Raw genomic sequence first — 20,134 nt, forward strand, 5'->3', positions numbered from 1 at the left:
AACATTTCCTATTATGGTTTATACTAAAAAGAAAAACTAAGAAGCCTTAGTAAAATTGCTGTAGGTCACTAAAAAATGCTAATTCTCCTTAAACAACTTTATCTAAAAATTAAACTTATCTACAATAAAATTTATTATGGAACTACAAACCCATTTTTATTCAAAGATTATATAAAACTTTACAAAATAGAACTGGTTTAGCCTATGCAATCAACCAGTTCTATGTTTCTTATATATAAGTCAATCTCTATAGGGTTTTGAAAAATGCTTTTCAGCCTTTTGAATGTTTTTTATGAAGATTATTATATAATATCTATGCCTTTAATCTTTGTTCATTGGAAAAGAAATTACTTAATAATCTTACTGCTTCTGAATCCATAGGTCTATGCCAAAGAACTCTGCCCTCCTCCATAAACAACAGATAGGTACAGACTTTATAAATCAACTCTGGATCATGTGTAATCAAGAACAAACTCTTACCCATATTTCTCAGTCGATTCATATTTTCCGCAACTTCCAGCATATGTCTATAATCTAACCCACTGGTAGGTTCGTCAAAAATCAAAATCTCCTTATTTGAAGCTATGGCACTGCCTATGGCAACCCTTTGTTTCTCTCCACCCGACAGTGACATTGGATGGAGTTCAATTTTATCCAAAAGGTCCAAACTACTAAGGATTTCCTCTGCATTACATTTATCTTTATCATTGTCTTCTCCATACATACTAAGGAGTAATTCATCTAACACATCTTCTGTAAAAAGTTGGTGATTAACATCCTGCATAACCATATAAGAAATATGTCGGCGTTGCTTAGCAAAATAAGAGTCACCATTTAATTTCAATATTCCTTCTGCAGTCTTATCCAATCCGCAAAGACATCTGGCAAATGTGGATTTCCCTGCACCATTGTTTCCAATGATACCAACAATCTCCCCCTGTGGAAGTTGTAAATCTGGTATATCCAATTTAAGCGGTCCCTTCTTCTCGTAGAAAAACCTAAAATCTTTAATATATAGCTTGTTACCATCCATATCTGACACAGCTTCTGGCAATAAAGAGAAAGGATTCAATGAACGCAGCCCCATTTCTTTCAACTGATCTGGACTCAATGTCTGAAACTCCTGTCTAGTAAACTCTCGGCAAATAGCCCCCTGTTTCATATAGATGATTCGGTCTGCATAAGGAACAAGATAATAAAGTCGATGTTCTGCCACAATAACTGTCTTTCCCTGTTTCTGCCAGCGGCAAATCACATGGGTAAGGTCTTCAATTGTGGAAATATCCAAATTGGAAGACGGCTCGTCCAATACTACAATATCAGGATGGATAGTGTCTGCAGAGGCACAGGCAATTTTTTGTTTCTCTCCACCAGAAAGCGCAAATAAACTTCGATTCAATAGTTTTTCAAGCTTAAGGCTTTTCGTTGTCTGCTCTAAACGATCTAAAATCTCTGAAAATGGCAGTGCCATATTTTCACAGCCAAATACAATTTCACTGGTGGTATCCACATTATAAAACTGTGTCCGAGGATTTTGGAATACGGATCCTACTCGCTGTGCAATTTGATAAAGAGGTAATTCACACAACTCCTTGCCATCTAGTAAAACTTGTCCCGTCATTTCGCCTTCATAGTAATGTGGAATTAATCCATTAATCAGTCGAGACAAGGTAGTCTTTCCACACCCTGACTCTCCACAGAGCAATATAGTTTCTCCATCTTTAATTTTCAAATTGATATGATGAAGTCCATTTTTTGCTTCTCCACTTCCATAAATAAATGAAACATCTTTTATTTCAATCATTGTCTTACCCCCTAAATCATAAAAAAGGTAGTTGCCAACAACACAGCGGAAACCACTAGTGTTATCACGTCATAATAAGTGAACCCGATTTTGGTAATGTTTGTCCGAGCAACTGGATTATCCAATCCACGGGTCAGAGCAGCGGCAGATAGTTCATCACCAATTTTCACAACTGAAATCATCATGGGGATAAAACGATATTCCACTAAGGCAGCTGGGTTTTGCCAAAATTTTTTAGTTCCAAACTGAATTTCCCGCATACGCATAGCATCCTTAATAGCTGCCGATTCCTCCTTCATAGTAGGGAGGAATCGGAAAAGAACGGAAACAGGAATTGAAATTTTCCGACTGATGTGCATGTGACCCATTGCTGATATAAACTCGCTTGCTTTAGTAGAGCGGATAATATAAGACCCCATCGCAAATGTAGGAAACAGCCGAAGTACCACACCTACTAAAAATACGACAATCATATTTAGAACTATATTCAGATGTATCATCCCTTGTATTTCTTTAGTAGCTAAAGCAATAGAAAACAACACCAAAAAGCTAATCCCCATCTTAATCTGTTTGTTGCTTATTAAAAGAAATGTTGGAATGAATGCCACAGCAATCATAAAGGATGCATGGCTATATAAAAATTCAGCGGTAGAAACAACAGCCATGAGCAATAGTTTCGTCCGTGGATCCAAATGATACTTCCTATTTGCCATAGTTTGTGTGTACATTATGCAATACCAGCTCTCTTGAAATGCTTTTTCAGCATTTTATGACCAAGGAAAGCACCGCAAATACCGCCAACAAATAAAATCAATAATCCAACATATAGCATCCATGAAGGCATAATAGAACTCAAAGTAGCAGCATACTGTTCTCCCATAGAGTCATAAATATTATCCCAATAGGATTGTCCGGCAAACCACATAGGTGCAGGACAACCAATCATTCCAAGACTAAATACAGCATAACTTAGTGTAGTGATTTTGAAACTCTTATATTGTCCAATGCGTAGTACTAAATCTGCAGCAATCCCACCTATAGACCAAACAATAAGACCAATCCATGTATATCCAATTAGAAAAAAGAAAATCCCACATAGAATTCCCGTAATTGTTAACATTCCAAATTTCTTAATTTTTGTATAATAAAGCATCATTGGAATACCACACACAGTAGGCCAGATAAATAACAAAAATGGATATATTACTGGCAACGTTGTTAATAATCCAAAAACGAAAAATACCGCAAGGGTCATTGCACTATAAATACCAACATCAATTAAATCCTTCCCTGTCAGTTTATTAGTTTTTTCCATATTAGATCATCCTTTCAAATTATAAAATAGTTAGAGTTGACTAACTCCTGCATAAAAATTTGGGGGATTAAATCCCCAAAACTTTTTGCCATCCTGAACTGAAAAAATCAGCCAAAGTATGGACATATTTCAAGGCCGAAGCCTTAGGATAATTGTGCATCACGATTTCAGAAATAGAAGCATAATAAGCATGAATAAGCATATGCCACTCATCTTCTTCTAACTGGTTAACTGGTACACCTCGTTCCTTCAGTTCCGCCATAAGGCGTAGAGTTTCCCGTACATCTAAGCGAACCACATCGTCCAAAAATGCAGCATACTTTGTACCATCCGAACACATCAAAAGTAACTTAAAAATATCGAAATGCTCATATATGTATTCGATAATCTTTACAATGGTGTCTTCCGATAACTTCCATAAATTAATTAGTTCATCAGTCTTCGCCATTTCAAAGTGTTTTATAATGGATTCTGAGTACATTTTAGAAACTATCTGAACAACTGGCTCTACCAATTCGCCAAACAAAGCTTCTTTGTCTCCAAAATGGTTATAAAAAGCACCGTTGGTTACGTTAGCATCCTTGCATATTTCTCGGATACTAGCCCGCTCAAAGCCAAGCTCCAAGAAATGTTGTTGTGCACAAATTAGAAGATTTTCATGTGTTTTCTGAAAGTCCCTTGACAATTTCATACCTCCATTTTATACTAAAATTACGCTGTAATATTACGCTGTAATTTTAATTTTAGCACGCTCTATAACAAAATGCAATAGAAGAATATAAAAAAATAAATCCTCAAGGAGGGATGTTTATGTACTCAAAAAAATCTGGGGCGATCGGACAACTTTTTGCCTTTGTAGGAGAAAGTAAGGGGAAAATGAGAATATCCGTTTCTCTTGCTATTCTAGGTGAAATACTCGGAATGGTTCCATTCCTTATGGTAGCAATTTTAGCAAATGCTTTTTATCATCAAACTGCTACTGCACAGGAAATCTTTATGCTCACAAGCATGGCAGCAATATGCCAAATCCTGAAAATGCTATTAACATGGAAGTCATCTTTGATGTCACATCACATTTCATTTACAATTTTAAGAAACATACGTGAGTCTGTTGCAGATAAAATGACGAAAGTCCCTATGGGTATCATGCTAGAAACACCATCGGGAATATTCAAAAATCTAATCGTTGACAATGTGGCTAAACTAGAAGATTCCATCGCACACTTTATGCCGGAACTTCCTTCCAATATTGCAGCTCCCCTATGTAGTTTGATTCTAATATTCATACTGGATTGGCGTATGGGTCTTGCTTCTTTAATAACAATTCCATTTGGAGCTTTATTTTTTACTTTGATGATGAGAGGATATGATGTACGAATGGGGAACTATATGAGTTCCGCCAATGAAATGAACAGTTCACTTGTAGAATATGTAAACGGAATTCAGGTAATTAAAGCCTTTAACCGTTCAGCCACATCTTATGGGCAGTATTCTAAGTCTGTCAATTATTTTCATGACTCCACTATGGCATGGTGGAGCCAGTGCTGGCTTTGGAACGCCGCCGCACGTTCGGTTCTTCCGTCAACACTACTGGGAACTCTACCTATTGGTGCATGGCTATATATGAACGGCTCCATATCTTTACCTATTCTAATGGTCTGCCTCATAGTTCCTTTAGGTTTCACTGGTCCACTTATGAAGGTATCAGAAGCTATGGAACAAATGAGCATGATTAAGGGCAATCTAGATCCAATTACAGAATTTTTGAAAACTCCAGAGTTGATTCGACCTAAGGAACATGTTTTACTTTCCCACCGTGCTTTCTCTTTTGAACATGTCTGCTTTGGATATAATAAAACAGAAATACTCCATGATATTTCCTTTCAGACTACTCCTGGAACCATGACTGCCATAGTAGGACCCTCTGGTTCTGGAAAGTCAACTATTGCCAAACTAATGGCAGGATTTTGGGATGTTACTTCTGGTATTGTGCGTTTTGATGAATATGATATTCGGAATATTCCCTTTGAGCAGTTGATGAATGAAATCAGTTATGTTGCACAGGATAATTTCCTCTTTGATAAATCTATCAGAGAAAATATTCGCATTGGCAATCCAAATGCTACCGATAAACAGGTTGAATTAGCTGCAATATCAGCTAATTGCCATGAGTTTATCATGCAATTGGAACAAGGCTATGACACAATGACCGGCGATGCAGGGGATAAACTCTCAGGGGGTGAACGTCAGCGTATCACTATTGCACGTGCAATGCTTAAACAAGCTTCAGTAGTAATTCTCGATGAGGCTACAGCATATGCAGACCCGGAAAATGAAGCACTAATTCAACAGGCTATTAGTAAGCTGGTAGCAGGGAAAACACTAATTGTAGTAGCTCACCGACTGAATACAATCTGCAATGCAAATCAAATCTTAGTATTAAAGGATGGTCATCTTGTAGGTCAAGGAACCCAAGAAGAACTGCTACAAAACTGCTCACTCTATAAAAAAATGTGGCATGACTATATAGGAAAAAATGAAAGGAGACTTGAGCCATGTTTGAAATGATTCGCCGTATCTTGGAAATCGCCGGTTCCAACGAAGGAAAAATCAAAGTCGGTATAATTTTTAATATCCTCAAATCTTTATGTCAAGGGTTTATGATGTTTGCAGTATTCATTATTCTTCTAAATTTAGATTTCCTAACTCCATCAATTATTCTAAGTGCCCTAGGCGTAGTATTGCTTAGTATTCTAGGACGTTTCTTCTTCCAATGGATGAGTGACCGAACCATGAGCGGCACTGGTTATGATATCTTTAGAGATTATAGATTAGAAGTTGGTGAACGCTTAAAGCAGGCTCCCATGGGATACTTCTCCGCTCAAAATCTCGGAACAATTCAGACAGTTTTAACCACTACAATGGCGGATTTAGAAGCATATTCTATGATGGCAATTGAGCAAATGACCAGCGGTGTGGCTATGGCTTTTCTAACATCAATTATGATGGTATTTTTTAACCCTATCATTGCAGGAATTAGCCTTTTAGGTCTAGGAATTGGTCTACTAGTTTTACGTCTGGTACAAAACAGCGCCTCCAAATATGCTCCAATTTATCAGAAAGCACAAGAAAATCTAGTAAATAAGTCTTTAGAGTATATACGTGGTATCTCTGTCTTGAGGACATTCTCAAGAGGAATAGAAGGGCAGAGAGAAGTCCAAGCCTCATTTAAAGAAAAATGGGACGCTGACTATGGACAAGAAAAAGCAACAGCAGGAGTTCTTCGTCTCTATGGACTAGTCTATAAAGTTATGAGTTGTGTTCTAATTCTAGCAGCAGGATTACTTTTTCTAAGTAGGCAAATCAGTTTACCTTATTGTCTGACATTTTTGTTCTGTGCCTTTACAGTCTATTCTGATTTGGAAACCATGGGCAATAGTGCATTCTTAAGCAAGAAAATCAATACTGAATTAGACCGACTAGAAGAAGTTACAAATATTCCTCAAATGGACAGGACTAATAAACAACTCTATCCCGCACATTACAATATCACCTTGGAGGACGTATCCTTTGGCTATGACTCACGCCGTATCATCGACAATCTATCGGTGGAAATTCCAGAACGTACAACTTGTGCCATTGTAGGTCCATCTGGAAGTGGAAAAACAACTCTTTGTAATTTAATCGCCAGATTTTGGGACGTACAGGAAGGTGCAGTACGTATAGGAGGAGAAAACATTAAGGATTATACAGCAGACAGTGTTCTTGCTTGCATTAGTATGGTATTCCAAAAGGTATATCTATTTCACGATACCATTGAGAACAATATTAAATTTGGTAAACCAGAAGTTTCCCATGATGAAGTAGTAGGAGCAGCTAAACGTGCTTGCTGCCATGATTTCATTATGGAACTCCCCGAAGGATATCAGACTGTAGTAGGCGAAGGAGGCTCTACCCTCTCTGGTGGTGAAAAGCAACGAATATCCATTGCCCGTGCAATATTAAAGGATGCACCAATTGTAATTCTTGATGAAGCAACTTCCAGCGTGGACCCTGAAAATGAACAAGCACTTTTAACGGCTATTGAAGAGTTAACTCATGATAAAACTTTAATCACAATTGCTCACCGTTTAGGTACAGTTAAAAATGCTGAACAAATATTAGTAATCGACCAAGGGAAAATTGCTCAAAGTGGCACCCATGATGAATTAATGAATGTTGATGGTATTTACAGAAACTTTTTAAAATTACGTATGGACACAGTTGGATGGCATTTATAAATATCCAACTGAATAAAAATTACAACCTTATAACCTTAATTTTACTTTTACTAACACTCTTTCCTACATTAATAAACTGATTAGCTTTGGCAATAATTTTAACTATGAAATACTATATTTATTAATAGATATGATGTAAAATAAAAAAACAATAATCTAGATTATTGTTTTTTTATTTTAATTTATCTAGTCTAAATAAATACATATCCTCCATAATATTTGTTTATAATATCTTTTGATGTTGTACCTATTTTTTCAATAAAATGTCTACTATAGACTTCTGTAAAATTTTCAGTTTCAATTGAATCTAAAACTTGAAAACAATCAATAACTTTCACAATTTTACTTATCACAACTTCTCCATAGCTATTTATGTATTCTAATGAAGATATATTTTCATTAAAATATAATAATAATTCTTCCTGAGACTTTTTTTCAAAAAAATCTTTTTTTAATTTTACTAGTAAAATACTTTCTTCAAATATTTTTGTATCATCTGTATTTTTTATTTCAGAAACTATAGATTCTTTTAATAACACTACAGAATAGAATGGATTATCATTTATCATTTTCTAAATCTCCTGTCTTTTAATAACTCTAAAAATTTTTCCTTTCCTAAGAGCATTTCTTTTCACTTAAACACAAAACTTCAACTATTTATTCCTTATTCACCCTTTCAATATATAACTGAATTCATCTATATATAATTTAATCATTAAAAATATTTCTTAACTTTATATTCTCTATACCTATAGGCTAGGCGTATTACAAAACTAATACAATGAAATTTATTCTCCATATTATTCATATAATACTTTATCTATTTTTATTGTCATGGAATATCTGGTCTAGTACTATGACCAATGATAGTATAAATCCTTGGTTCTCTTCATCTGATATGTCAACAGCGTAAGTATCTGAAAAACTGACCCATTTCTTAGATATCCAAGCAATTGCCCTTCCATCTTTAAGTATATTAAAATCATGTGCAAATACATCCCCATCTATGGTAAAATGTCCATATTTGCTTTCTATTGTAAGCTTAGGTATAAAAAAAGTAAATTCTTTCTTTATCTTTCCTATTATACTGCTGCCTTGATATATAAGATATTCTGGTAAAAATCTTAATATCTTTTCTTCTATATAAATAATACTATTTCCAGCCATATCGTATAAATTAAGTTTATTCCCAAAAGAAAGTATTTTCCCTACGACCTCATAACACGGTCTATTATTTTCATCATTTATGGTAAACCTATCAGAAATGGTGAAAATCTTCTCTCTAATTAAATATCTCATCTAATCACTTCGCTTTCCAAGTTTATATTAATATATTTACCCAACTATTAATAAAATAGTATCTTTCTATAATATGGATAAATTTTCATGGTTTCCAAAATTATTCCTTATCCTAATGTTGAAATTTAAATATAATACCATATTCCTTAAGTTTCACCTCATTTCCTATCCATACAGGTGTCCCTTTATTAATTATATTATATAAAACTTCCACATCTTCATTATACATTCTAACACAACCTAAAGATATATACTTACCAATACTGCTTTTATTAGAATTCCCATGTATACCGTAGGAACCTCCACCTTTTATGCTTAATCCCATCCATCTTTTTCCGAGGGGATTATTAGGTGCGCCTCCTTTTATAGGCTTACTCCTTCCTGCTCCTCCCCAGGCTGGGTTTACATATTTTGTTACTATGGTAAATTTACCTTCCGGAGTATATTCAGGTGCTTTTCCAGTGGCAACTGGATATCTTTTCACTATCTTTTTATCCTTCATATGATATAAAGTATTATTATTCTTATTAATTATTATAAAATTTCCCATTGGAATCTCTGAAGTAAATTCTAATTGTACCTCTGAAATACTTATCTTATTCAATTCCATATCTTCATTTATTCTCTGATATGTATTTTTTCCAACTATACCATCGGATTGTAATCCATTTTGCTGCTGATATCTCGCTACGGTATTTCTTGTTTTACTATCAAAATAATAACCATCTGTTATATCAGTATATCCTTTCTTCATCAAGAAACTCTTAAGTTTCAAAACCTCTTCACTGGATATTCCTTCTCTTAGCATCAATCCATTAATATCAAATTTTATAATTTCTACTTTTTGTTCTTCTTGAACTTTTTGAGGGACAACTTCTTTAATTTCTTTCTCTTTTTCTTCTTGTTTTTCTTCCTGAATTTCCTCCTCCATTTTTTCCTGTGTTTCTTCTTGAATCTCTTCCTCCACCTCTTCCTGTTTTTCTATTATTTCTTCATCCTTAGAATCTTCTTTTAATTCCTCTATTAGTTTCTGAATATTATCTCCTTTTTCTTCTAATTCTTCTTGAATTACTATGCTCTCCATAATATTTATATCTCCATTGTTTAAATCATCTTTTACTTGACCACTGAGCATAATTGGCTGAAGTATCATAAACATTAATATATAACTATTTAAGCTCATTTTAATCCTCTCCCTTATATATAAGTTCTCTTAAATTGTATTTTCAGATTGGAAATTTTATGAATTAAAAAATAATATTAATTCCTAGTGAATTCATAGGTTTACTTTTAAAAATTAGTGGTATATAATTATATATAACAATGATAACAGTTATCATTTGATAAGTTATCTCATGTAAAGGAGGACTTTTATGACAAAAAATTTATTAAATATAAATAATTTAAAAGTAAATATAGAGAATAAAGAGATTCTAAAGGGTCTTAACCTCCAAATTGGTGAGGGAGAAATCCATGTTATTATGGGACCTAATGGAGGTGGAAAATCTACTTTAGCATATACTTTAATGGGACATCCAAAGTATGAAATTATAGATGGAGAAATAGAGTTTGAAGGAGAATCAATAAATGAATTAAAGGTTGATAAAAGAGCTAAAAAAGGAATCTTTTTATCATTCCAATATCCAGAAGAAATTCCAGGTGTTACAGTTGAAGAATTCTTGAGAACTGCAAAGACATCAGTTTCAGGAGAAATGCAGAAACTTATACCATTTAAAAAATTATTAAAAGAAAAAATGGATCAACTGGAAATAAAAGAAGAATATGCCTCTAGATATTTGAATTTAGGATTTTCAGGAGGAGAAAAGAAAAAAAATGAAATCCTACAGATGTCTATTTTAGAACCAAAGCTTGCAATCCTTGATGAAACAGATTCTGGTCTAGATGTAGATGCTATAAGAATAGTAGCTGAAGGCGTTAAAAAGATTAAAAATGAAAAGAATTCCATTTTAGTAATAACTCATTATAATAAACTACTAGACTATCTTAATCCGGATTATATTCATATCCTACTCGATGGCAAAATAGTGAAAACTGGAGGAATAGAATTAGCTAAGGAAATTGATGAAACAGGATATGAAAACATTAAAGAAGAGTTTTCTAATAGATAGAGGTGAAGATATGGAAAGAAAAAAGACATTTATTGAAGATATTGATAGAGGAATCTATGATATCAAAAATGAATTTACCTACAAATATAAAACTGATAAAGGATTAACTCCTGAAATAATAATGGAAATTTCAAAGGAAAAAAATGAACCTCAATGGATGACTGATTTTAGATTAAAATCATTAGAAATATATAATAGTAAGCCAATACCTACTTGGGGAGTGGATTTATCAGAGCTTGATATGGAAAATATAATAACCTATATTAGACCAGATGCAGATATGAAGCATAACTGGAATGATGTACCTGAAGATATAAAGAAAACCTTTGAATTATTAGGACTCCCACAGGCAGAGAGAGAATCTTTAGCAGGAGTAGGAGCACAATATGATTCAGAGGTTGTATATCACAATATCCGACAGGAATTAGTAGACCAAGGTGTAGTATATACTGATATGGAAACTGCCTTAGAAAAATATGAAGATATAGTTAAAGAATATTTTATGAAGCTTGTTCCTCCAAGTGATCATAAATTTGCTGCCCTACATGGAGCTGTTTGGTCCGGTGGTTCCTTTGTCTATGTACCTGAAGGAATTCAAGTAGATATTCCACTGCAATCATATTTCAGGCTTAATGCACCGGGGGCTGGACAATTTGAGCATACTCTAATAATTGTAGAGAAAGGTTCAAAACTTCATTTCATCGAAGGCTGTTCAGCACCAAAATATAAAGTAAATAATCTTCATGCTGGCTGCGTTGAACTTTTTATAAAGGAAAATGCAAGTCTAAGATATAGCACCATAGAAAATTGGTCTAGGAATATGTATAACCTAAATACCAAAAGAGCTGTTGTAGATAAAAATGGTACTATTGAATGGGTTTCTGGCTCCTTTGGCTCTAAGGTTTCCATGCTCTATCCTATGAGCATATTAAGAGGAGAAGGTGCAAGATCTGAATTTACAGGAATTACCTTTGCAGCAAAGGGACAACATTTAGATACTGGTACAAAAGTTGTTCATGCAGCCCCGCATACAACATCAACTGTTAATTCCAAATCTATTTCTAAAGATGGAGGTTATGCATTTTATAGAGGACTACTTAAAGTAACTAAGGATGCTTATGGCTGTAAATCATCAGTATCCTGTGAATCATTGATGCTTGACAATAAATCTAAATCAGATACTTTACCAATAATAGAATTAAATAATGATAATATAGATATCGGTCATGAAGCCAAAATCGGTAGAATTAGTGATGAAGCTATTTTTTATCTTATGAGTAGAGGAATTAGTGAAGAAGAAGCCAAGGCTATGATAGTTAGAGGTTTTGTAGAACCAATAACTAAAGAGCTTCCTCTTGAATATGCTGTTGAATTAAACAATTTAATTAATATAGAGCTAGAAGGCTCTATTGGATAAGGAGGGATAAAATGCTTTGGAAAAGAATTGGATTGGAAGATTTTAAATTTCCTAATGTTATAAACTATAAAAAGGATTATATAAATTTAATAGATGAACTCCCTACTGGAGTAAAATTAAATAAAATAAGTGAAGATAATAATGATTACTTTAATATAAATGAGGTCAACGGACTAGGGGATAAATTTATTTCCTTTGTTAAGGAATATTATAACAGCGGTATAGCTTTATCCCTTCCTAAAAACATCAAAATTATCAATCCTATAAAAATTGAATTTAATATGGATAATGAAAATCCTATTGTTATGGATAAAAATATTATTATAGCTGAATCAGGTAGTGAGGTAACTTTAGTTATTGACTATAGCTCTAGTGAAAAAGTAGAAGGCTTTCACAATGGACTCACAGTTGTATATGCAAAGGAAAACTCTGTAGTTAATATAATAAAAATTCAAAGGATGAATGATATTTCATATAATTTTGATTCAAATATTGCTTTTGTAGAAGGTCAAGGAAAAGTAAATTGGATCTCAGTAGAATTGGGAAGTAATATTAGTGGTTCTAATTATTCTACATTTTTAGAAGGTGAATCAAGTGAATCTAATCTTTCTTCTTTATATCTAGGAGATGGTACACGTAAAATGGACTTAGGCTATTCTATGACACACCAAGGTCCTAGAAGCATAAGTAATATTGAAACTAAAGGCGTTCTCAAAGATAAGTCACGAAAAATATTTAGAGGAAATCTTGACTTTAAAAGAGGGGCTAGGCATTCTAAAGGAGCTGAAGAAGAATACGTAATATTACTTGATCCTACTGTGAAATCTGACTCCATCCCCGCATTATTATGTGATGAAGATGATGTAGAAGGAGAACATGCTGCAAGTGCAGGACAAATTGATGAAAACAGGCTTTTTTATCTTATGAGCAGAGGCCTAAATGAAAGAGAGGCAAAAAAATTAATTATAGAGGCATCCTTTAGACCAATAATTGATAAAATTCCATTTGACTATTTACGCAAATTAATTAGTAATGAAGTTGAGAGGAGACTTATAAATGACTAATTTAAATCCTCAAGAAATAAAAAAAGATTTTCCCATATTTAATCAAAAAATAAATGGAAATAGATTAGTATATTTAGACAATGGTGCTACAACGCAGAAACCTATACAGGTTATTGATGCCATGAATGATTACAACAAAACCTCTCATGGCAACCCCCATAGAGGAGCTCATCAACTTAGTATAACAGCTACAGATAAATATGATTTAGCTAAGGAAAAAGTAAGAGAGTTTATTAATGCTAAAGATACTGTGGAAATTATCTTTACAAGAAATACTACTGAATCAATCAATTTAATTGCTTACTCCTATGGAAAAGATTTTATTAAAGAAAATGATGAAATAGTACTAGCTATTTCAGAGCATCATAGCAATATACTCCCTTGGCAAAGATTAGCAAAGGATAAAAAAGCAGTTTTAAAATATATGTATCTAAATGAGGAAGGAAGAATTCCCCCAGAGGAAATAAAAGAAAAAATCACTAATAAAACAAAGATTGTATCTATTGCCCAAATGTCTAATGTTCTTGGAACTGTTCATCCTTTAGGTGAAATAATAGACTATGCTCACAAGATGGGCTCCATAGCTATAATAGATGGAGCTCAAAGCACTCCTCATATGACAGTAGATGTTCAACATCTTGATGCAGATTTCTTTGTCTTTTCTGCCCATAAAATGCTTGGTCCTATGGGAATAGGAGTATTATATGGTAAAAAAAGCTTATTAAATAGTATACCACCTTTTCTAATGGGCGGAGATATGATAGAATATGTATATGAACAAGAAGCTACATTTGCTCCCCTTCCATATAAATTTGAAGCAGGGACACAAAATGTAGAAGGAGCTGTAGGACTTACAGCAGCCATTGATTATTTACAAAATATAGGATTAGATAATATCCATAATCATGAAAAGATCCTAGTAGAATATGCATTAGAAAAAATGCTAAGTCTACCCTATATAGATATTCAAGGTCCTAAAAATTTGAATCTAAGAGGTGGTATAATATCTTTTACTATGGATAATATACACCCCCATGATATTGCATCTATTTTAGATTCATATGGTCTCGCTCTAAGGGCAGGACATCACTGTTGTCAGCCTTTGATGAGATATCTTCATGTTCCTGCAACTTCAAGAATAAGTTTCTATCTTTATAATACAAAGGAAGATATAGATCAATTTATTGAAGGAATTAAAAATGTAAGGAAGTGGTTAGGTTATGGATCTTAGTTCAATATATACAGAGCTTATTATGGAGCATAATAAAAGCGGACATAATAAGAAGTCCTTATTAAATCCAGATATTACTGAAAGAGGTCATAATCCTAGCTGTGGTGATGATATAAGTTTACAATTGAAACTTGAAGGAAATATAATAAAAAATGCTTCATTTACTGGAACTGGATGTGCCATATCTCAAGCATCTACATCTATGATGATAGATTTAATAAAGGGCATAACTATAAAAGAAGCATTAGATTTAGTAGAAATCTTTATAGGAATGATAAAAAAAGAAGTCACTGATGAAAGTGAATTAGAAAAATTAGAAGATGCTATAGTTCTTCAAAATATTTCTAATATGCCCGCTAGAGTAAAATGTGCAGTTTTATCATGGCATACATTGAAGGAAGCAATACAAGATAAAGAGATTTAGCAATCTTTATCTATATTTTGTAATATACTTTTTATTGTGAGTCATGCTTAAATTTTTTCCTTTTTATTTTTATATAGAAAAGCTATCCCAAACTTTTATTTTGAGATAGCTTTTTCTTTTTTTATCATACTTATATTAATAAATTACCTTACCTTATTCACCTTTAGGCTTTAATATATTCTCTTTGAAAAATCGCCATATAATTTATATCATGCCATTTTTGAATAGAACTGGATTTTTGTGTTTCCCGTCTATATATAACATAGTTCTCAACTGAAGGTATCCTACTGTCTAGCAGATGTAGATACTTCATATGCTTCTGGATGATTGTTTAAGATAGATATCTTCAATAAAATCATATTATAAAGTTTTCTAGTTACCTTGTCAAAAGCAGGAGAAATTACTAAAGTAACTAATAAACATAATACTAAATATAAATAAGTATTATGAGAGATTATATTATTATTTTTAAATATCATCATAGGAATTCTTTGCAGAATATATATGCTAAATACATGCTTCCCAATCCAATTTAATATAAAATTATTAAATGAAACTTTCATAGTAACTAAAATAACTAAACAAACAAATAGTAATGACAATACTTGATGAATTATTAATTTATTATGCTTAAATAAATACGTAAATCCAAATAAAGTTAATAATATTACTAACGATAGTAAGTAACTAATATTATTTGCTAATACTATCTTTTCTATTTGCTCCCTATAAAGAGAAAACCACATCCCTGCTACATAGCAGAAAATTGTATCATACCAGCAAGATGGCTTAAAAGTATGCATAACTAAAACATAAATACCAGAAAGAACAGTAACACAACTTATGGCCATTCTATATTTATTCTTAAATATTTTAAAAGAAACAAAGGTGAATAAATAAGTTAATAATACTGCGAATATATACCAGTTACTGTTACCAACAGACTTCCAACCTATAAATGAAAGAACAATAGTTGCAATATCATACTTATATCCAATAATAAGACGTAAAATTAAAAACAATAAAACAGCTATGTCAAAGTCAAATAATACTTTTAAAATACGTTTCGTAGGAATCTCATTGACATATCCTTCCTTTTTCTTTTTAATAGACTCTAATATTCCATAACCAGAATAAAAAAGAAACATAGTTACTACTAATTGTCCTAAAAAATTACGTATTGTTAAATATGGTATATCAAAAATATTATTCAGTTTTACATACTGAACAAAATGACTTAAAAATATAAGTAAAACAAATATTCCTTTTATCGATGTAGTTTTTTCAACTGACATATAGTCTAGATGATAATTACCTATTGTTGAATATTTCATTTTATAAGCACAAATACCTAGTATCATAAATAAGAAAAATATCATAAAAAAATCCCCCCTATATTATTGGAACTTAAGAACAAGCATTTTATCCCGTTTTCTTTTTTGTTAAATTAACTTCTTATACTTATTTTCTATATGTAAAAAGTATTTTTAGTAATTATATCACTTCTGAAGTATATAGTAATCATAAAACATTTACTACATATTTTTCAAAATTTCAAAACCAAAAAACGATTTCCATTTCATTACATGTCTCTAATTCCAGTAAAATAATTTCAAAAAAATTATTAATCTTAAAAACTTATTGACAAATTTAGATTAAAATTATATAACCAATCTAAACTTAATATGTTTATTTAGTGTGAATTAGTGTAATGTTCAAAACTAGAGCTCACATTTCATAGATTATAAGGTAAAATGGTATCTATGTCAAGGACAGTTCAAAAAAGAAAATTAAGAAGTTCTAGAGTGTCTTACTTTGTCACTTGAAGACTCTATAAGACCAGTATTTATCTATGCTTTAAATATATATAAATTCTTTATACTTAATGATATAAATGGCCATTATACTATATTTTACCTATGCAATTTTTGGTATATCCTTATTTTGTGTTTACATAATAATGGTCTTCTTATATAATAACCATATTGCATGCAATTATAACTGCTGAATCCTAATATTATTAGGTACGGAGGAACCATTTAAGGGGTTAATCCACATCTTGTGGTAGGGAGCCTTCTATCCCGAGCCCGTCAGCTAACTTCGGAAGCATAATTACGGAAGGAGTGTGTATGCCAATGAAAGGCAAAAAAGCATTATCAATTTTAATAGTTTTAACATTGTTATTGGTACCAATGAGTGGAGCGTTTGCAAGTGGAAATTATATAACATTGAAGTATTGTAGTAAGGGAAATGCAGTTTCTAAACTTCAACAACAATTAAAAAGTCGTGGATATTATACCATCGCTGTAGATGGTATCTATGGCAAGCTTACTGAAAAAGCTGTTATTAACTTTCAAAAAGATAATAAGTTAACCATTGACGGTATTGCAGGAAAACAAACTCAAGCAACATTAAATAGTAAAACTACTGCAGCAGCAACTAAAACTGCTACTGTTTCAAGAGGAACTAGCTCCTCTAAAGCCTATAATCAAGATGATTTATATTGGTTAGCTAGAATTATTGAGGCAGAAGCAAGCGGAGAATCATATAAGGGAAAAGTAGCTGTTGGAAGTGTAATTCTTAATAGAGTTAACTCTAAAGAATTTCCCAACACTGTATATGGTGTAATCTTTGAGTATTATGGTAAAATTCCTCAATTTAGCCCAGTTGCTGAAGGAACAATCTATAATACTCCATCAGAAGAAAGTATAAAAGCAGCTAAAGAAGCCATTAATGGAGCAAAACCAGTAGGTAATTCAACATATTTCTTTAATCCAGCAAAAGCAGCAGGAACCTGGATTGTAAAGAATAAAACCTATGTAACTAAAATAGGTGGACATAGTTTTTATGCATAACATTCTCAAAGGTGTAGACAGTTTTGTCTACACCTTTTTTAACTCAATAAAATAGATTTTATTAGATTTTTATTATTCCCTCATTGCAAATAGGAAAAACAATCTCAAAGCAAGTTGTTTTTTTCGTGTCCATAAGTCTTATTTTTCCCCCTTGACTTTCAACAAGACTCTTAACCAATGAAAGTCCAAGACCTGTACCTGAAAAATCTTTACTTCTATTTTTATCTACAGTATAAAATGGCTCAAATATTTTATCTCTATGCTCTTTTTCTATTCCAATACCTGTGTCTTCAACTTCAATATAGTTATTATATTCTTTAATATAGTTTCTTACATATATCCGTCCATCTCTCAAATTATATTTTATTGCATTATCTATAATATTTATAAATATCTGCATAAAGCTTTCAGTATCTATGAAAATATATGCATCTTGAAGATTGTCCATTATTTCAATACCAAATTTAGAAGCTTTTCCTTCCATTCTCATACAAATATCTTCAAGAAGTTTTTTTGTATTAACCTTATTTTTCTTAAACTCAAAACTATACTTTTCTACTTTAGATAAAGAAAGAATATTTTCAACCATATTATCTAATCGTTTCAATTCCTTCTCTGCTATTAACTTTGACCTACAGCACATTTCTTCATCATCTTTATACATACTCATTAAATCTATTTGAGCCTTCAGCACTGTCAAAGGAGTTTTAAACTCATGAGTAATATTACCTATAAATTCCTTTTGCTGTTTTTCAAGTTTTCCAAGCTTTTTTATGGCTAACTCTAATTTTTCCTTTTCAATAGTTATATCTTCAACATTTTGTTTTATTGTTCTAGCCATAGAAAATATTCCTAAACTAAGACTTTCCAATTCATCACCAGACTCTAGTTTCACAATAGAATCATAGTTTTCTTTTTCTATTGCTTCAACAGAATATCTTAATTTTAAAATATTCCCTGCTATCTTTGAAAAATACATAATTCCAACTAAAGAAGCAAGAGATATGAACATTATGCCTATTCTATAAAACAACAGTTTAATATCTCTATATAGAATACTTTCCCTTGTGGTATTATACATGATTTCAAGTACACCTATTTGTTTATTAAAATCATATATAGGTGCAAGATAAACTATTTTATCTCCATTCTTCTCATAAATACTCTGATCTTTCAATGCATTTATCATAATATCTGGAGGTTTTCTGTCTATAAATATATTATCTCCCCTACATAATATTTGCCCTTCCATATCATATAAAGTAATAGGCAAATTTATTATTCTTTTCAAATTCAGCATTAAATTTTCTGCTTCTCTTACATAATATTCTTCAAAATTATTAGAATCAGAAGATATATAGCTTTCCCTAATATATAAGTTGGCATTTTTACTATTCTCTTGAAGTAATTCTTCATAGTATCCTCTTTGGTTATATGAAACTCCTCTTAACATAAAAAAACCTGTAAGCATTATACTTATTATTAAAAGTAGTACTATAAATAAGGTCCATTTTATCTTTATACTAAATCTCATCAAAATTTCCTACCGCCTTATATCCTACTCTAGCTATGGTCTTTATCAGTTCTCCATATCTTCCTAATTTTTTTCTAATTCTTTGAACATGTACATCTACTGTTCGTGTTCCTCCTAAATAGTCCATATCCCATACTTTTTCCAGAATTTCATCCCTAGAAAATACATGTCTAGGATTTTCAAAGAGAAAAACTAATAAATCAAATTCCTTAGGCTTAAGTTCAACTATTTTCCCATCTATCTGTACAATGCGTTCAATTAAATCTATATTTAGACCTTCCAAATTGATTATTGATATATTATTTGAATTTGGTTCAAAAGGTATTCTATTAATTCTTCTGCACAATGATTTAACTCTAGCTAAAAGCTCTAGCATCTCAAATGGCTTGGTTAAATAGTCATCTGCTCCTAATTCTAGACCTATGACTTTATCTACTAAATCATTTTTTGCCGTAAGCATAAGAATCCCTATATGACTATTCTTTTCAATTCTCTTACATACTTCATATCCATCATATTTAGGTATCATAATATCCAAAACAACTACATCTGGATTAAAACTTTTTATTTTTTCTAAGGCTTCTTCCCCATCATATGCCACATCCACATTATAATATTCTCTTTTTAATGCATATGCTATTGAATCAGCAATAGCTCTTTCATCATCAACAACTAAAACTTTAAACATGGTCTTTACTTCATTATCTTTAATTATATTATTTATAATAATTAATTCACCACCTACATAATTCATTCTATTTATTCCTTCCCTAAAATTTTAT

The 20,134-nt window shown here is 31.9% G+C and carries 18 protein-coding genes and 1 riboswitch; of the genes, 8 read left to right on the forward strand and 10 right to left on the reverse strand.

Going from position 1 to position 20,134, the window contains the following annotated elements; genetic code table 11:
* Window positions 1–313: 313 nt before the first annotated feature.
* The 4 genes from ABWP20_RS09120 to ABWP20_RS09135 form a co-directional block, all read right to left on the reverse strand.
* The gene (locus ABWP20_RS09120) at window positions 314–1,804 is read right to left on the reverse strand and encodes an ABC transporter ATP-binding protein (protein ID WP_353095487.1); all 1,491 of its coding nucleotides are present in this window, start codon (window positions 1,802–1,804) and stop codon (window positions 314–316) included.
* Between the two features lie 11 nt (window positions 1,805–1,815).
* Window positions 1,816–2,496 (reverse strand): energy-coupling factor transporter transmembrane component T, encoded by a 681-nt coding sequence (locus ABWP20_RS09125; RefSeq protein ID WP_353095488.1) that lies wholly within the window; start codon window positions 2,494–2,496, stop codon window positions 1,816–1,818.
* 35 nt (window positions 2,497–2,531) lie between these two features.
* Window positions 2,532–3,119: an MptD family putative ECF transporter S component gene (locus ABWP20_RS09130; protein WP_353095489.1), complete on the reverse strand. Its 588-nt coding sequence runs from the start codon at window positions 3,117–3,119 to the stop codon at window positions 2,532–2,534.
* A gap of 67 nt (window positions 3,120–3,186) precedes the next feature.
* Window positions 3,187–3,804 (reverse strand): TetR/AcrR family transcriptional regulator, encoded by a 618-nt coding sequence (locus ABWP20_RS09135; RefSeq protein ID WP_353095490.1) that lies wholly within the window; start codon window positions 3,802–3,804, stop codon window positions 3,187–3,189.
* 125 nt (window positions 3,805–3,929) lie between these two features.
* Between ABWP20_RS09135 and ABWP20_RS09140 the strand changes: the two genes are divergently transcribed.
* Window positions 3,930–5,687: an ABC transporter ATP-binding protein gene (locus tag ABWP20_RS09140; RefSeq protein ID WP_353095491.1), complete on the forward strand. Its 1,758-nt coding sequence runs from the start codon at window positions 3,930–3,932 to the stop codon at window positions 5,685–5,687.
* Window positions 5,675–7,399 (forward strand): ABC transporter ATP-binding protein, encoded by a 1,725-nt coding sequence (locus tag ABWP20_RS09145; RefSeq protein ID WP_353095492.1) that lies wholly within the window; start codon window positions 5,675–5,677, stop codon window positions 7,397–7,399. The genes ABWP20_RS09140 and ABWP20_RS09145 overlap by 13 nt, the downstream gene beginning before the upstream one ends.
* Before the next feature lie 191 nt (window positions 7,400–7,590).
* On the opposite strand, the gene ABWP20_RS09150 is transcribed toward ABWP20_RS09145, so the two are convergent.
* The 3 genes from ABWP20_RS09150 to ABWP20_RS09160 form a co-directional block, all read right to left on the reverse strand.
* A complete protein-coding gene (locus ABWP20_RS09150; RefSeq protein ID WP_353095493.1) occupies window positions 7,591–7,968 on the reverse strand; it encodes a DUF4288 domain-containing protein in 378 nt (125 codons plus the stop codon).
* 247 nt (window positions 7,969–8,215) lie between these two features.
* The gene (locus ABWP20_RS09155; RefSeq protein WP_353095494.1) at window positions 8,216–8,698 is read right to left on the reverse strand and encodes an LURP-one-related/scramblase family protein; all 483 of its coding nucleotides are present in this window, start codon (window positions 8,696–8,698) and stop codon (window positions 8,216–8,218) included.
* 112 nt (window positions 8,699–8,810) lie between these two features.
* Window positions 8,811–9,881 carry a L,D-transpeptidase family protein gene (locus ABWP20_RS09160; protein ID WP_353095495.1) on the reverse strand — a complete coding sequence of 357 codons (1,071 nt, stop codon included), beginning with the start codon at window positions 9,879–9,881 and terminating at the stop codon, window positions 8,811–8,813.
* A 190-nt stretch (window positions 9,882–10,071) separates the two neighbouring features.
* Between ABWP20_RS09160 and sufC the strand changes: the two genes are divergently transcribed.
* Genes sufC through sufU form a run of 5 tightly spaced genes read left to right on the forward strand, consistent with a single transcriptional unit; the run spans window position 10,072 to window position 14,963 of the window.
* Complete coding sequence (sufC, locus tag ABWP20_RS09165) at window positions 10,072–10,827, forward strand: Fe-S cluster assembly ATPase SufC (protein ID WP_353095496.1); 756 nt, start codon at window positions 10,072–10,074, stop codon at window positions 10,825–10,827.
* Window positions 10,828–10,837: 10 nt separating this feature from the next.
* Window positions 10,838–12,244, forward strand: a complete 1,407-nt coding sequence (gene sufB / locus ABWP20_RS09170; RefSeq protein WP_353095497.1) for a Fe-S cluster assembly protein SufB — start codon at window positions 10,838–10,840, stop codon at window positions 12,242–12,244.
* An 11-nt stretch (window positions 12,245–12,255) separates the two neighbouring features.
* Window positions 12,256–13,308 carry a Fe-S cluster assembly protein SufD gene (gene sufD / locus ABWP20_RS09175; RefSeq protein ID WP_353095498.1) on the forward strand — a complete coding sequence of 351 codons (1,053 nt, stop codon included), beginning with the start codon at window positions 12,256–12,258 and terminating at the stop codon, window positions 13,306–13,308.
* A complete protein-coding gene (locus ABWP20_RS09180; protein ID WP_353095499.1) occupies window positions 13,301–14,539 on the forward strand; it encodes a cysteine desulfurase in 1,239 nt (412 codons plus the stop codon). The genes sufD and ABWP20_RS09180 overlap by 8 nt, the downstream gene beginning before the upstream one ends.
* Entirely contained in the window at window positions 14,529–14,963 is a 435-nt protein-coding gene (gene sufU, locus ABWP20_RS09185) for a Fe-S cluster assembly sulfur transfer protein SufU (RefSeq protein WP_353095500.1), read from the forward strand. Before ABWP20_RS09180 ends, sufU begins: the two co-directional genes overlap by 11 nt.
* Window positions 14,964–15,247: 284 nt before the next feature.
* Here sufU and ABWP20_RS09190 read toward each other — a convergent pair whose 3' ends face one another.
* Window positions 15,248–16,342 carry an acyltransferase family protein gene (locus ABWP20_RS09190; protein WP_353095501.1) on the reverse strand — a complete coding sequence of 365 codons (1,095 nt, stop codon included), beginning with the start codon at window positions 16,340–16,342 and terminating at the stop codon, window positions 15,248–15,250.
* A gap of 613 nt (window positions 16,343–16,955) precedes the next feature.
* A riboswitch (cyclic di-AMP (ydaO/yuaA leader) is annotated at window positions 16,956–17,089 on the forward strand.
* 9 nt (window positions 17,090–17,098) lie between these two features.
* Between ABWP20_RS09190 and ABWP20_RS09195 the strand changes: the two genes are divergently transcribed.
* Complete coding sequence (locus ABWP20_RS09195; protein ID WP_353095502.1) at window positions 17,099–17,818, forward strand: cell wall hydrolase; 720 nt, start codon at window positions 17,099–17,101, stop codon at window positions 17,816–17,818.
* A 61-nt stretch (window positions 17,819–17,879) separates the two neighbouring features.
* Here ABWP20_RS09195 and ABWP20_RS09200 read toward each other — a convergent pair whose 3' ends face one another.
* Both ABWP20_RS09200 and ABWP20_RS09205 read right to left on the reverse strand, forming a co-directional pair.
* Window positions 17,880–19,352 carry a sensor histidine kinase gene (locus ABWP20_RS09200; protein WP_353095503.1) on the reverse strand — a complete coding sequence of 491 codons (1,473 nt, stop codon included), beginning with the start codon at window positions 19,350–19,352 and terminating at the stop codon, window positions 17,880–17,882.
* Window positions 19,342–20,106, reverse strand: coding sequence for a response regulator transcription factor (locus ABWP20_RS09205; protein ID WP_353095504.1), 765 nt, complete (start codon window positions 20,104–20,106; stop codon window positions 19,342–19,344). The genes ABWP20_RS09200 and ABWP20_RS09205 overlap by 11 nt, the downstream gene beginning before the upstream one ends.
* Between the last annotated feature and the right edge of the window lie 28 nt (window positions 20,107–20,134).

The sequence above is a fragment of the Tissierella praeacuta genome, assembly GCF_040396155.1.
Lineage (GTDB): Bacteria > Bacillota > Clostridia > Tissierellales > Tissierellaceae > Tissierella > Tissierella praeacuta_A.

Coding starts and splice junctions, on each gene's coding strand:
- ABWP20_RS09205 (WP_353095504.1), bottom strand. CDS start 20,106: ATGAATTATGTAGGTGGTGAATTAATTATTATAAATAATATAATTAAA.
- ABWP20_RS09180 (WP_353095499.1), top strand. CDS start 13,301: ATGACTAATTTAAATCCTCAAGAAATAAAAAAAGATTTTCCCATATTT.
- sufU (WP_353095500.1), top strand. CDS start 14,529: ATGGATCTTAGTTCAATATATACAGAGCTTATTATGGAGCATAATAAA.
- ABWP20_RS09160 (WP_353095495.1), bottom strand. CDS start 9,881: ATGAGCTTAAATAGTTATATATTAATGTTTATGATACTTCAGCCAATT.
- ABWP20_RS09190 (WP_353095501.1), bottom strand. CDS start 16,342: ATGATATTTTTCTTATTTATGATACTAGGTATTTGTGCTTATAAAATG.
- ABWP20_RS09145 (WP_353095492.1), top strand. CDS start 5,675: ATGTTTGAAATGATTCGCCGTATCTTGGAAATCGCCGGTTCCAACGAA.
- ABWP20_RS09150 (WP_353095493.1), bottom strand. CDS start 7,968: ATGATAAATGATAATCCATTCTATTCTGTAGTGTTATTAAAAGAATCT.
- sufC (WP_353095496.1), top strand. CDS start 10,072: ATGACAAAAAATTTATTAAATATAAATAATTTAAAAGTAAATATAGAG.
- ABWP20_RS09130 (WP_353095489.1), bottom strand. CDS start 3,119: ATGGAAAAAACTAATAAACTGACAGGGAAGGATTTAATTGATGTTGGT.
- ABWP20_RS09195 (WP_353095502.1), top strand. CDS start 17,099: ATGAAAGGCAAAAAAGCATTATCAATTTTAATAGTTTTAACATTGTTA.
- ABWP20_RS09155 (WP_353095494.1), bottom strand. CDS start 8,698: ATGAGATATTTAATTAGAGAGAAGATTTTCACCATTTCTGATAGGTTT.
- ABWP20_RS09140 (WP_353095491.1), top strand. CDS start 3,930: ATGTACTCAAAAAAATCTGGGGCGATCGGACAACTTTTTGCCTTTGTA.
- sufD (WP_353095498.1), top strand. CDS start 12,256: ATGCTTTGGAAAAGAATTGGATTGGAAGATTTTAAATTTCCTAATGTT.
- sufB (WP_353095497.1), top strand. CDS start 10,838: ATGGAAAGAAAAAAGACATTTATTGAAGATATTGATAGAGGAATCTAT.
- ABWP20_RS09120 (WP_353095487.1), bottom strand. CDS start 1,804: ATGATTGAAATAAAAGATGTTTCATTTATTTATGGAAGTGGAGAAGCA.
- ABWP20_RS09200 (WP_353095503.1), bottom strand. CDS start 19,352: ATGAGATTTAGTATAAAGATAAAATGGACCTTATTTATAGTACTACTT.